Source organism: Chitinophaga varians, assembly GCF_012641275.1.
Classification (GTDB): domain Bacteria; phylum Bacteroidota; class Bacteroidia; order Chitinophagales; family Chitinophagaceae; genus Chitinophaga; species Chitinophaga varians_A.
Window position 1 is genome coordinate 2,251,672 of sequence record NZ_JABAIA010000001.1, and the last position, 13,085, is coordinate 2,264,756.

Annotated in this window: 13 protein-coding genes, 1 tRNA gene and 1 pseudogene; 7 read left to right on the forward strand and 8 right to left on the reverse strand. The window is 50.1% G+C overall.

Annotated features, from left to right (window positions below; genetic code table 11):
• Positions 1-9: 9 nt before the first annotated feature.
• The 6 genes and pseudogenes from HGH92_RS09120 to HGH92_RS09140 all read right to left on the reverse strand — a co-directional run bounded on the left by HGH92_RS09120 (position 10) and on the right by HGH92_RS09140 (position 4,183).
• On the reverse strand, positions 10-786 hold the full coding sequence (locus HGH92_RS09120; protein WP_168870418.1) for an enoyl-CoA hydratase/isomerase family protein: 777 nt from the start codon (positions 784-786) through the stop codon (positions 10-12).
• Between the two features lie 43 nt (positions 787-829).
• Positions 830-1,717 (reverse strand): S41 family peptidase, encoded by an 888-nt coding sequence (locus HGH92_RS09125; RefSeq protein ID WP_247654915.1) that lies wholly within the window; start codon positions 1,715-1,717, stop codon positions 830-832.
• 60 nt (positions 1,718-1,777) lie between these two features.
• Positions 1,778-1,882, reverse strand: a pseudogene (locus tag HGH92_RS34295) (hypothetical protein); the annotation flags it as partial.
• Between the two features lie 142 nt (positions 1,883-2,024).
• Positions 2,025-2,768: a porin family protein gene (locus tag HGH92_RS09130; protein WP_168870420.1), complete on the reverse strand. Its 744-nt coding sequence runs from the start codon at positions 2,766-2,768 to the stop codon at positions 2,025-2,027.
• 100 nt (positions 2,769-2,868) lie between these two features.
• Complete coding sequence (locus HGH92_RS09135) at positions 2,869-3,672, reverse strand: hypothetical protein (protein WP_168870421.1); 804 nt, start codon at positions 3,670-3,672, stop codon at positions 2,869-2,871.
• Between the two features lie 91 nt (positions 3,673-3,763).
• Entirely contained in the window at positions 3,764-4,183 is a 420-nt protein-coding gene (locus tag HGH92_RS09140) for a cobalamin B12-binding domain-containing protein (protein ID WP_168870422.1), read from the reverse strand.
• Positions 4,184-4,276: 93 nt separating this feature from the next.
• Here HGH92_RS09140 and HGH92_RS09145 point away from each other — a divergent pair, with 93 nt between their 5' ends.
• Complete coding sequence (locus HGH92_RS09145; protein WP_168870423.1) at positions 4,277-5,944, forward strand: glutamine--tRNA ligase/YqeY domain fusion protein; 1,668 nt, start codon at positions 4,277-4,279, stop codon at positions 5,942-5,944.
• A gap of 73 nt (positions 5,945-6,017) precedes the next feature.
• Here the strand turns inward: HGH92_RS09145 and gltX are convergent, their stop codons facing one another.
• On the reverse strand, positions 6,018-7,550 hold the full coding sequence (gene gltX / locus HGH92_RS09150) for a glutamate--tRNA ligase (protein WP_168870424.1): 1,533 nt from the start codon (positions 7,548-7,550) through the stop codon (positions 6,018-6,020).
• A 101-nt stretch (positions 7,551-7,651) separates the two neighbouring features.
• Here gltX and HGH92_RS09155 point away from each other — a divergent pair, with 101 nt between their 5' ends.
• Positions 7,652-8,275, forward strand: coding sequence for a polysaccharide deacetylase family protein (locus HGH92_RS09155; protein ID WP_168870425.1), 624 nt, complete (start codon positions 7,652-7,654; stop codon positions 8,273-8,275).
• A gap of 53 nt (positions 8,276-8,328) precedes the next feature.
• Here the strand turns inward: HGH92_RS09155 and HGH92_RS09160 are convergent, their stop codons facing one another.
• Entirely contained in the window at positions 8,329-9,222 is an 894-nt protein-coding gene (locus HGH92_RS09160) for a hypothetical protein (RefSeq protein ID WP_168870426.1), read from the reverse strand.
• Positions 9,223-9,323: 101 nt separating this feature from the next.
• Here HGH92_RS09160 and HGH92_RS09165 point away from each other — a divergent pair, with 101 nt between their 5' ends.
• The 5 genes from HGH92_RS09165 to HGH92_RS33555 all read left to right on the forward strand — a co-directional run bounded on the left by HGH92_RS09165 (position 9,324) and on the right by HGH92_RS33555 (position 12,959).
• Positions 9,324-10,094 (forward strand): TatD family hydrolase, encoded by a 771-nt coding sequence (locus tag HGH92_RS09165; RefSeq protein ID WP_168870427.1) that lies wholly within the window; start codon positions 9,324-9,326, stop codon positions 10,092-10,094.
• Positions 10,095-10,135: 41 nt separating this feature from the next.
• Complete coding sequence (locus HGH92_RS09170; RefSeq protein WP_168870428.1) at positions 10,136-11,176, forward strand: asparaginase; 1,041 nt, start codon at positions 10,136-10,138, stop codon at positions 11,174-11,176.
• A 146-nt stretch (positions 11,177-11,322) separates the two neighbouring features.
• Positions 11,323-12,015 carry an aquaporin Z gene (gene aqpZ, locus HGH92_RS09175; protein ID WP_168870429.1) on the forward strand — a complete coding sequence of 231 codons (693 nt, stop codon included), beginning with the start codon at positions 11,323-11,325 and terminating at the stop codon, positions 12,013-12,015.
• 90 nt (positions 12,016-12,105) lie between these two features.
• Positions 12,106-12,195: transfer RNA gene (locus HGH92_RS09180), tRNA-Ser, on the forward strand.
• Positions 12,196-12,347: 152 nt separating this feature from the next.
• Entirely contained in the window at positions 12,348-12,959 is a 612-nt protein-coding gene (locus tag HGH92_RS33555) for a hypothetical protein (protein ID WP_211092567.1), read from the forward strand.
• Positions 12,960-13,085: the final 126 nt, after the last annotated feature.

A 13,085-nucleotide genomic window follows, 5' to 3' on the forward strand; every position in this document is an offset into this window, starting at 1 on the left:
CTGTTCTGGCTATTCTCCCTTAAAATTTGCCTGTCTTTTCTGAATAAAAGCTTCAGCGCCTTCCTGCAGGTCTTTGGTAGCAAAACAGGCTGCAAATTCGCGTATTTCGGTTTCCCAGCCGTCTATGTCCTTGTCTACAGCGGCGTTCACGCATTTTACCACACGGGCTATGGCCAACGGGGCTTTGGTTTGTATTTTCTGAAGGATGGCGATGGCTTTGGGCAGCAGTTCTTCCAGCTTTACCACATGGTTTACCAGTCCCCATGCCTGCGCCTCGGTGGCGGAGAGCATGTCGCCGGTCATCATCAGTTCAGTGGCCTTGCCTTTGCCAATCAGCTGCGTAAGCCGTTGGGTACCGCCATAACCGGGAATCAGGCCAAGGTTCACTTCGGGCTGACCGAACTTTGCGTTCTCGCTGGCGATACGGAAATGGCAGGCCATGGCCAGCTCACAGCCACCGCCCAGCGCAAAACCGTTGACAGCCGCGATAATGGGCTTGGGTGAATATTCTATCCGCTGAAATACCACATGGCCGCTTTTGGCCAGCTCTTCGCCCTGTTTGGGGGAGAGGGTGAGGAATTCGCTGATATCTGCGCCCGCCACGAAGGCTTTTTCGCCGGAACCAGTAAGGATGGCGGCTTTGATGTCTTTATTGCGATAAATTTCGTCGATCACCAGGCCCAGTTCTCCCATCATCTGTTGGTTCAGGGCGTTCATCTTTTCCGGGCGGTTGATCGTCACGATCAGGATATTATTGTCCAGTTGCGTAGTGAGTGTCTGATACATGGGCCTTCTTTTTAGTTTATCAATATTAAGCAATATTCGATAACTAATGAATCAGGCTCAGGGCTGCCTCCAGTTGAAGGTCGCGGCCGGCTTTCAGCGCAGCAGGGTTGTAAGGCACTGCCATATCGGGCGGAAACCCGGTGCCTTCGTATATATTGCCGTCTTTATATTTAAACATCAGCGAGGAAGTGTATACCAGCTTAAGCCAGCCGGTGCTGAACTGGCCGCCGTTATAGAATTTGTTGCCGGTCAGCGGGCCATTGGCGCCCCAGGTGCGCTCTCCCACAAAATGTCCGTTGGGCAGTGCTTTGACGGCCATAGTGGTCATTTCGGCCATACTTACCGACCAGGCGTCGGCCAGCATCACAATAGGGACAGTGACAGCTTTGCTGCCGGCCTGCGGCGACACATAAGCCGGCGCCCAGGGGCTGTAGTCCAGCCGCCCGTTGCCCAGTTTGGAACGGGTGTACCCGAAATGAAGGGGCTGGGTGATCATTTTACCGAGCAGGAAGTTCAGATCATCCAGGCTTCCGCCCCCGTTGCCGCGCACATCAATGATAATCCCTTTCAGGTCCGTACGGTTGGCCAGGGCATCGAAGAAATATTGCTCCACCCGTTTTACGCCATTGATGGTATCTGTATTAAACAGCGTTTTGAGGTTGAAGCCGTTAAAAAACAGGTACAGGATATTCTGATTGATGGTACCGGAAACAGCCACATACTGTTTATCGGGCGTATTGGTAAATCCACGGCGGCCGGCATCGAGGTAGTGGCGCGGAATGGTGTCATAAAAATGAAAAATACTGATCGGCGGGTGAAAGCCTGGGCTGGCAATTTTTCGCTGGTAGGCGGGGTTCACGGAGTTGGAATCCGCCAGCCATGTGTCTGCAAAAGAAATATCATAGTGCGAGTCCACCAATCCTGATGTCATCTGCTTAAAGTACGTATACGCTTTGCGCACATCGTTGGAATCATTGACATTCAGTTTGGCAAAGAGTGGTTTATAGGTACGGTATACCTGGTCCCAGTTGACCGTATCAATATCCCAGAAAACGTAGTTATTGTTCATGCCGGTCCAGAAGCCATCAAACACTTCATTGAAATTGGCGTTGACGTAGTTCTGCGGGTCATTGAGTTACGGCAGGTCTTTCCGGCAGGCCATGGTCATCAGCAGCAGGAGGGGCAGTATATATCTGACAGGAGATTTCATCTTCATAAAAAATTAAAGGTGAGTAGGATTATTGGGCATCGCCATGGAAAAGGCGGCGGAGGTTGAACAGGCATCCTGCCTGAAGCACATAGCTGTCGTTATACCGGGGCACCTGGTCTATCATGTAGTTTTTCTGTTGATCTGTGAGCCCATAGTAATAACGGGCTTCCACGAAAAGGCGGAAGCGTTCCTTCAGCAGGTATTCCACGCCGCCGCCGGCAACGAGGCCCCATTCCATACGCCGGTCACGGCGGCTGTCGAAGGTGTACTTTTCATCGTAGCGATAAGCCTCGTTATACCTGAAATAATCTGATGTCTGCTGGTCGCCCGGCACATCCGGTGTGCTGCTGAACACATTAGCCATAGCGCCCTGGATACGGCCACTGATCCAATAGGCGCCGTAGCCGCCGGCATTAACGAAGCCCCGCCATTTTTTTCCGCCAAACGAGAAATGGGCCATGACGGGCAATTGCAGATAGCCGTTGAGGTTATACTGGTAAATACCGTCAAAAAAATGGTCACGGCGCAGCTCATAACTCTTCCGGATATACGACGGATCTGCCTGTATGGCCAGCCAGTCATTGAAATGATATTGCAGTACAAGGCCGGCCACAAAGCCACCATACTGATGATACTGCGTAAAAGCGCGATAGCCGGCATTGGTATGTACATAATTGTTGACATACCCGCCGGAAACACCGATTTCAAACTGCGCCCGGAGGGATAGGGTTAACAGGAAAAAGGTGGCAGAGAGGAGTAAGTATTTCTTCATAAAGTCTGGGTTTGAGCTTTTTCGGTTGACAGCTGCAAATAAAAATCCCGTAGCAAACTGAGTTTGCTACGGGACATTATGAAGATAACGTTTTTGACTGCTAATAGTTCACCTCAATTTGCGCTTTCCCGCTCTTCATTCTCATATAGTGTCTCTTCTTGGGCACTTTAAAATATTTGACCCCGTTGAAATTGTAACCGAAGGTCACAAATACCAGGTTGGCATCTGTGTTTCTGTAGGGATATACTTTGTTGGCGCCGGAACCGGAGCTGAAATCACGGTTAAAGAAGTTCTGCGGATAATACTGCACTTTAAGCCCGAAGCCATGCACACGCAGGCCGGCAAATAAAGAAGGCATGATCAGCGGGGTACGGTCGCTGAACCACTCATTGAATTTGTGCACTTTTTTACCGTCCACAAATTGTTTTTCCTTGTAGTTGAAGGCCAGGTCCAGCTCTCCGCCAAAGAAGAAGAAGGTGCCTCCGGTGACATCCCCGATTTTGACCCCGAGCGGTACGCCCAGCGTGTATACCCTTTGCTTCAGCTTCAGGGAATCAGTGGGTTTGGAGATCAGCCCTATGTTTTTGAAGTCCACGCCGGTAAATGCTCCGAAGTGGCGGGTAAAGTCCTTGTTAAAGTTCACATGATAATTAAAGATGAAACTGAAACGCGGGATATTACGCATATGCTCCCCGTTCTGCTTCATGTCCGCAAAGGAGAGCATGCCGGCCAGGCCGCTGCTGACGTAGATATTGTCCCGTTTTTTGGGATATTTTCCAAAGCTGATGGACACAGAACCTTCAGCGGCTTTTTTCTGGTCCGTAGAATCTGTTTGTTCCTGGGCGAAGGCACTGGTAGTGCAAAATAGCAACAGTAACAGGGAAGGGTATAACTTGTATTTCATAAAACGGCGGTTGTGGTTTCTTAGATTCTTGGTGATTTATACCGAGAAGACGACCCGCCCGTGGAAATGTTACGGCTACACGAAAAAAAAATTAAAAATTTCTATGGCTGGCCACCCAGGTGGTGATATAGTCAGAGATGTCTTTGGTATGGGTACCGGGGGGGAACAGTTTACCGACGCCCATTTCCTGCAGCTCCTGCATGTCTGCGTCGGGGATAATGCCGCCGCCGGTGAGCAGTACGTCATTCAAGCCTTTTTCCTTCATGAGGGCTATCACTTTAGGGAAAACAGTCATATGTGCGCCAGAGAGGATACTGATGCCGATCGCGTCCACATCTTCCTGGAGGGCGGCATTCACCACCATTTCGGGGGTTTGTCTTAATCCGGTATAAATAACTTCCATACCGGCATCCCGGAGGGCGGCAGCGATCACTTTGGCGCCGCGGTCATGGCCATCGAGGCCGACTTTAGCTACCAACACACGAACAGGACGATTTAACTGGTTGACCATTCTTAAAAATTAAGGTCGTAAAGATAAGGATTAGCCGTTACTAAAAGCTAAGCGCTATTTTTGCTACCTTTGCAGACATATTTAATTTTTCTTATGAGCGAAGAAAGGTCACTCAATTTTATAGAACAGATCGTAGAAGACGACATTGCTAACGGCGTCCATGGCGGACGTGTGCTGACACGTTTTCCGCCCGAACCCAACGGCTACCTCCATATAGGACACGCCAAGTCTATTGCATTGAACTTTGGCCTGGCCCAGAAATACAATGGCAAAACCAATCTCCGCTTTGACGATACCAACCCTGTCACAGAAGACACTGAATATGTGGATTCTATCAAGGCAGATATCCGCTGGCTGGGTTATGAGTGGGACAAAGAATTGTATGCTTCCGATTATTTTGAACAGCTGTATGAATTTGCCATAAAGCTGATCAAAAAAGGACTGGCTTACGTGGAAGATGCCACTGCTGAAGAAATTGCTGCCGGCAAAGGCACGCCCACCACGCCTGGCACGCCTACCCCTGCCAGAAGCAGGTCAGTGGAAGAAAACCTGGACCTGTTTGCACGGATGCGCGCCGGCGAATTCAAAGACGGTGAAAAAACCCTTCGCGCCAAAGTTGACCTGGCTTCTCCCAACATGCACATGCGCGATCCCCTTATGTACAGGATCAAACATGCGCACCACCACCGCACCGGCGACAAATGGTGCATCTACCCGATGTACGATTTCGCCCACGGCCAGAGCGACAGCATTGAAAATATCACCCATTCCCTCTGTACGCTGGAATTCATTCCCCACCGTGCATTGTACGACTGGTTTATCAAAGAACTGGAAATATTCCCCAGCCATCAGTACGAGTTCTCCCGCCTGAACCTGAACTATACGGTGATGAGTAAACGAAAACTGAAACAGCTGGTGGAAGAAAAATATGTAAGCGGCTGGGACGACCCCCGCATGCCTACTATCAGCGGCCTGCGCCGCCGTGGCTATACCCCTGACAGCATCCGCCAGTTTTGCGAGCGCGTGGGCGTACAGAAACGTGAGCAGATGATCGACCTCGGCCTGCTCGAATTCTGTGTCCGTGAAGAGCTGAATAAAACAGCCAACCGCGTAATGGCCGTACTGGACCCGGTTAAACTGGTGATTACCAACTATCCCGACGGACAGGTGGAAGAAATGCCCGCTGAAAACAACCCGGAAGATGCTTCCGCCGGCAGCCGTACCCTGCATTTCAGCAAAACGCTCTATATCGAAAGGGAAGACTTCATGGAAGAACCACCGAAGAAATTCTTCCGGCTGGGCCCCGGTCTGCATGTACGCCTGAAAAACGCCTACATCATCAAAGGGGAAAGCGTGGAAAAAGATGCTGATGGCAACATCACCACCATCTATGCCAGCTATCTGCCGGATACCAAAAGCGGCGGAGACAACAGCGGCATGACCGTAAAAGGCACTATCCACTGGGTGAGCGCCGAACATGCGGCCACTGCCGAGGTACGCCTGTACGACCGTCTCTTTAAATCAGAGAACCCCGGCGCAGAAGAAGGCGACTTCAAAGACTTCCTCAATCCGGACTCCCTGCAGGTGATCAAAGAAGCCTATGTGGAACCATCCCTGCTGCAGGCAAAACCTGGCGACCGTTTCCAGTTTATGCGTAAGGGTTATTTCACGGTAGATCCTGACAGCACACCGGAAAAAGTGGTGTTCAACAGGACCGTTACCCTGAAAGACGCCTGGGCAAAAGAGAAAGGCAAAGCCTAAGCATATATCATAAAAGAGAAGGCCCCGTTGATGTCATATCAACGGGGCCTTCTCTTTTATGTTAATCAGGTTATCAGCTGTTAAAAGCCGCTACGCCTTTGGCAATGCGGGTACGGGTTTCTGTGAGCCCTATTGTGGCTGCAATGTCAAATACCGGAGGACCGAATTTGCCGCCGGTGAGCATAATACGGAAAGGCAGCTGCAGTTCGCCCATTTTGATGTTTTTCTCTGCTGCGAGCGCTTTAAAGCTGGCTTCCAGCTCAGGCGCCGTGAAAGCGGAAACATCATCCAGCTTTTCAGACCAGGCGGTAAAGAAAGCGGCTTTGTCCGCGTTCCATTTGGGTTTTACAGCAGCTTCATCATAAGCGGCCGGCGCTTCAAAGAAAAAGAAGCCGTGGTCCCAAATTTCATTTACAAAATAGCAGCGTTCTTTCACCAGTCCGGCTACGGTGGCCACATATTCAGGCCGGGCTTCTACGCCTTTTTCTTCCAGCACTGGGGCAAAGAGGCGGGCCAGGCTTTCGTTGTCTTTATGATGCAGGTACTGGTGGTTGAACCACTTCGCCTTTTCAAAGTCGAATTTAGCGCCGGCTTTGTGTACACGGTCGATAGAGAACTTGTTGACCAGTTCTTCCAGGGAGAAAATTTCCTGTTCGGTACCGTCGTTCCAGCCGAGCATTGCCAGCATATTGATGAAGGCTTCAGGCAGGAAACCCAGTTCGCGGAAACCTTTGGTGAACTCGTTGGAACGCGGGTCTGTCCAGTTCATGGCATATACCGGGAAACCGAGGCGGTCGCCATCGCGTTTGCTGAGTTTACCGTTGCCGTCCGGTTTGAGGATCAGCGGCAGGTGCGCCCACTGCGGCATATCCGCTTCCCAGCCCAGGTGTTTCCACAGGAGGATGTGAACGGGTGCAGAAGGCAGCCATTCTTCTCCGCGGAAGGCGTGGGTTATTTTCATCAGGTAATCGTCTACCACCACGGCGAGGTGATAGGTAGGCATACCATCCGCTTTCAGCAAAACTTTATCATCTACCTGGCCGGTGTTGAAAGTCACTTCACCGCGGATCATATCGGTAAAGGTCATTTCCTGGTCGGCAGGCATTTTTATACGGATAACGTGCGGGGTATTGCTGGCCAGCAGCTCCTTTACTTCCGCTTCGGAGAGGGAGAAGGAGTTGCGCATTTTTTCCCTGATCCTGTGATTGTACTGAGGCTGCGGATTCTCAGGCGTTTTCAGCCTTTCACGCATGCTCTCCAGTTCTTCGGGGGTGTCAAATGCGTAATAGGCATGACCGGATTGTACCAGTTGTTCCGCATACTGGCGGTACAGCGGTTTACGCTCGCTCTGGCGGTACGGGGCATAAGGGCCGCCTGCCGCAGGGCTTTCGTCGGGGGAGAGGCCGCACCAACGCAGCGTTTCATTAATATATTCTTCCGCGCCCGGCACATAGCGGGTCTGGTCAGTATCTTCGATACGCAGGATAAAGTCGCCTTTATGCTGCTTTGCAAACAAATAGTTGAACAATACAGTGCGAACACCTCCAAGATGTAGGCCACCAGTAGGACTGGGGGCAAAACGCACTCTTACTTTTTTATTATCCATAGATCGCAAAGGTAAGGAAATAGCATTTAGGTTTCTGTCATGAGCTTTAGTGCTTTTAACCTATCTTGCGGTCATCAGCTCACTGCTAAAAGTCAAAGCGCTTGTTCTATCTTACCAAAACACCCGGCATACTGAAAGCTTTGTACAAAAGCTGCATATGGGACCTTTCTCCTGCAAACAATAACGTGTACCTGACTTTCGATGATGGCCCCCATCCGGAAGCCACCCCGTTCATCCTCGAACAGCTGAAAAAATATGATGCTCAAGGCACGTTTTTCTGTATCGGTAAAAATGTGGTGGAGCATCCGGACATCTATCAGCAGATACTGGAAGCAGGGCATAGCACAGGCAATCATACCCACAATCATGTGAACGGCTGGAAGACCAGCACTGACAAGTATATCGAAAACATTCTCGAGGCTGGGAAATACATCAGTTCACCGCTTTTCAGACCACCCTACGGCAGAATTACGCCCTTCCAGGTAAAACAGCTGAAACGGACCGTTCCCGGTACCAAAATCATCATGTGGGATGTATTGAGCGCGGATTTTGACCAGGAGATAGATGGTGAAGCCTGTGTACAGAACGTGGTTTTCAAAATGAAGCCTGGTTCTATTGTGGTGTTCCACGACAGCACCAAAGCGTGGGACCGGATGTCTTATGCCTTGCCGCGGGTGTTGGAATACTGCAAAAAGCAGGGCTATAACATGGCCGCCATCCATTAATAAAAAACCCGGGACCATAGGCCCCGGGCGGTAATATGATTTGTTGAGCGACTTTATTTTAACGTTACTTCCCTTACTTTATCACCGTTGATGGTGATGGTTGCCTTATCATCACATACCCCGTTACCGTAGTCGATTACTGCGGAGAGGCTGTTGTAAGCCACCAGCAGCTTGCCCTGGCTTACCCATTTACAGGCGGTGGCCTTTATCAGCGGCGACTGGGTGGTGATGGTAGCGCTGCCGGTTGGTCCGCCTTTTACGTAGGTGAGGGCTGCATTACCTTCGAGGCTGTACACGTTATCATTAGGTGTAGGGGTGCCTGCGCCAGCGGTTTGTGTCACGGTCTTCTTGCTGGTATAACCTACGATCAGCGTATCGGCGTAGCTTACGCGGCCATCGGTTATTTCTGATGTGTATTTAACACCGGTAGTGGTGTTATAGCTGATACCGGAGATGACGTTTTTGCCGGCGACAGGGATGCCGTTGTATTTATATCCTTCCAGGGTGATTTCCACGCGGGTACCGTTAGCGAACAGGAAACCGGTGAAATTGATGTATACCTTACCGCTGCGGGTAACGCCGTAGTTGTCACGGCAGGCGTCACCGTAATCGATGGTCATTTGTTTGGGCCATACGGTGGGATCTGCGCTGCTGATGAGGATGGAAGGGCAGCCGGTGACGTTGGCATAATCAGCATAATCCGCTTTACGGACGTTGCCGGCCACGTTCTGGTCTACTGCCGCGATAGCGGCTGTTTCAAATAAATCGCCATACATGCCCTGCACCTGTGTTTCGTGGGAGGCCACTACCAGCGTGTTGTTGTCGTTTTCGTTGTTGGTCGCCGCATCGGTGGTCACTTCTTTTTTGCAGGCGAAGAAAAGGGTCGCCACCGCCACCACAGCGATGGTACCTGCCAGCACACGATTTGTACTGAAATAGCTTTTCATGGTATAGTTTTTTTAAATTAGGTTTTTCAGGATTTACCTTTGCGAAACCAAGATACCTATTAAATATTACAAAAAATAAAAATTTAATAAATATTTTTATCATGTTCTGGATCGATACGCACGCCCATTTATACTCGGATGAATTTCTGGCCGACCAGCAGGAGATGGTGAAACGTGCCCTGGATGCCGGGGTGACCACCCTGCTGCTGCCCAATATTGACGAATCGTCCATTACCGCCATGCTGAAACTGGAAGCTGCGTATCCCAAAAACTGTTTTGCCATGATGGGGCTGCACCCCTGTTATGTGAAGCCGGACGTGGAAAATCAGATGCGGCTTATCAAAGACTGGCTGATACACCGCTCTTTCAAGGCCATTGGAGAGATAGGGCTGGATTTTTACTGGGACAAGTCGCTGGCGGAGCAGCAGTACCAGGCGTTCCGGGAGCAGCTGCAACTGGCGAAGCAATACAAACTGCCCGTGTCCATCCATAGCCGCGAGGCCACACGGGAATGTATACACGAAGTAAAAACCTTACAGGATGGCAATCTCAGCGGCGTGTTCCACTGCTTTTCGGGTACGCTGGAAGAAGCTAAAGAGATCATCAGCCTCGGATTTTACCTGGGCATCGGGGGAGTGGCCACATTTAAAAAATCCGGGCTCGACAAAATCATCGAAAACATTGACCTGGAACACATCGTACTGGAAACGGACGCGCCTTACCTGGCACCGGTGCCTTACCGCGGCAAACGTAATGAAAGTGCCTATATCCCATTGATCGGTGAAAAGGTGGCAGATATAAAAAATCTAAAAATAGAAGACGTAGCCGCTATTACCAGCAGCAATGCGCGCAAATTATTCAAAACGCTCTAACTGTTTAGAGGGTAACTTTGCGGGCAACTGGCAGTTAGACAATGAGTAAAATTCTGATAATCTACACGGGCGGCACAGTAGGCATGATCTACGATGACAAGACCAAAGCGCTCCGCCCGATCGGCTTCAATGAAATACGGAACAATTTACCGGAACTATACCGGATGGGGATTGATTTTTACGTGTATGCGTTCAACCCGCCTATCGATTCCTCAGACATGCAGCCGGAAATATGGGTGGAACTGGCCAGTATCATTGAAGACCGTTATGACCGCTACGATGGATTTGTGATTCTTCACGGCTCAGACACCATGGCGTTTACTGCCTCCGCGCTGAGCTTCATGCTGGAGAACCTGTCCAAACCCGTTATCCTCACCGGTTCACAGCTGCCCATCGGTAAAATCCGTACCGACGCGAAGGAGAACATTATCACCGCCATGGAAATAGCCTGCTCACGGCATAACAACGGCAGTCAGGCATCGATGGTACCGGAAGTATGTATTTATTTCGACTTCTCCCTCTTCCGCGGCAACCGTTCCAAGAAATACAACGCCGAAAAATTTGAAGCGTTCTATACCATGAACTATCCACAGCTGGCGGAAGCAGGTATAGACATCAAATACAAACAGCAATTTATTCTGCCCACACCTTCTGCGCCGCTGAAAGTGCATAAGGAGCTGGAAACCAATATCACCGTATTGAAGCTGTTCCCCGGCATTACCCGCAGCGCCGTGGAAGCCATTCTCAGCGTTCCCGGCCTGAAAGGCGTGATCATGGAGACATTTGGCAGTGGCAATACCAATACCCAGCCATGGTTTATCGAAAGCATCAAAAAAGTGATCGATAACGGCGCTATCGTAGTAGACATCACCCAATGTGATGGCGGCTCCGTGGAACTGGGCAAATACGAAACCAGCCAGCACCTGGTGGAAGCAGGCGTTGTCAGCGGTCATGATATGACCTTTGAAGCAGCAGTGACCAAGCTGATGTTTGTACTGGGACAGGGCCTTACCAAAGCAGAATGCAAAAAAATGATCGAAACTTCGCTGCGTGGTGAACTGACGCCGATAGAAGTGTATTAATACGAATATAAAAGAGAATTAAAGCAGAAAGTATTGAAACAGTATACTTTCTGCTTTTTTATTGCAATTTTTTTTCTATATTTAATTATCAAGCCTATTCCATCCCTGATCTGTAAAGTGTTTCTATCACCACAAAACTCCAAAGTATGAATGTTTCGTTAACGCAAAAGTTCATTGCAGAATTCTTCGGCACGCTGGTGCTGGTGCTGATCGGTTGCGGCAGCGCCGTAATTGCCGGCAGTCACGTAGGTCTTCTGGGCATTTCTTTTGCCTTCGGCCTGTCGGTGCTGACGATGGTATATGCCATCGGCCATATCTCCGGATGCCACATTAACCCGGCTATTACCATTTCCATGCTGGCCTTCGGCAAAATTTCCGGTAAAGATGCGGGCGCTTACATCGTTGCGCAGATACTGGGCGCTATTGCCGCGGCAGGCATCCTCTACTGCATCGCAGGCGGCAGGGCCGAGTATTCCCTGGCAGCCAACGGACTGGGACAGAACGGTATCGGCGACAACTATCAGGACCACTACAATGTAGCCAGCGGCCTGATCTTTGAAATCGTTTTCACCGCTATCTTCCTGGTAGTGATCCACGGCGCCACCAGCAAAAACAACAGCAACGGCGCACTGGCAGGCGTAGCCATCGGTCTCTCCCTGACCATGATCCACATCGTGGGCATTCCTGTTACCGGTGTGTCTGTAAATCCTGCCCGCAGCATAGGCCCGGCACTCTTCGTAGGTGGTGATGCGCTGGCCCACCTCTGGATATTCATCGTAGGCCCCGTTATTGGCGGGCTTATCGGCGGAGCCATCTGGAAGCTTTATGACAAAGCCTAAAAAAAACTTGGTAAATAAAAGTAAAGGATTATCTTTGCAACCCTGAAACGGAAGACTCAACCCCTTCAGCAACGTTTCAAAGATAATCACGGAGAAGTGCAGGAGTGGTTGAACTGGCACGCCTGGAAAGTGTGTATAGGTGAAAGCCTATCAAGGGTTCGAATCCCTTCTTCTCCGCCACCATGCCCTGATGATCACCGATCATCAGGGTTTTTTCTTTATATCCCGATACCAGCGCAGCCAGCACCAGAGAGCTCCTATACCGATTTCACCTATTCAGATCGTCTTAGCCACCTTTTAATAAAATCTCCAAAATTTAAATTATCTGATCCATGAAACAATTAATGTATTCCCTCACCTTTCTGCTGCTGATAACAGCAGCTGTAACATCTATAACCTCCTGTAGCAAAAAAGGCGATCCCGGTCCTGCCGGCCAGCAAGGACAAAAAGGCGACAAAGGCGATAAAGGTGATACCGGCGCCGGCGGCCCTGGCGGCTCCAAGGGCGACCCAGGCACCGCCAATGTCATCTATTCCGACTGGCTCGATGTTGCCTATAAACCCGATACTGTTCATCGTGCCGGTGGCACCATTGACACATTAGGTTACTATGCCATTATCACAGCTCCAAAATTAACGACCAGCATACTGAACTCCGGTGAACTGAAAGTATATGTCAACCAGAACTCCGCTGCCGATCCGGTGATCACCTCCCTGCCATACACCGATTTAAGGAGCGGCCTTTACATCAGCTATGTTGCCTATCAACAGGCGATACAATTAGAGTCCAACGGAGATATTAGCACCGTGCAAAATAATGCTGGTGTAAAACGCCGCCAATACCGGTATATCCTTATACCTGGCGGCGTTGCTGCAAGGAAAACAAATGGGGTCAACTGGAACAATTACAACGAAGTAAAAGCTTACCTGGGACTGAAGGATTAATACACAGCACATCCATAAACAAGCTGCACCAGCGGTTTTCAAGGGACAGGCTTACGTCTGTCCCTTCCTTGTTTTCAGTGTTATCAGAAACGCCGGACGCTACGTAAATAGAGTGCGCATACGTTT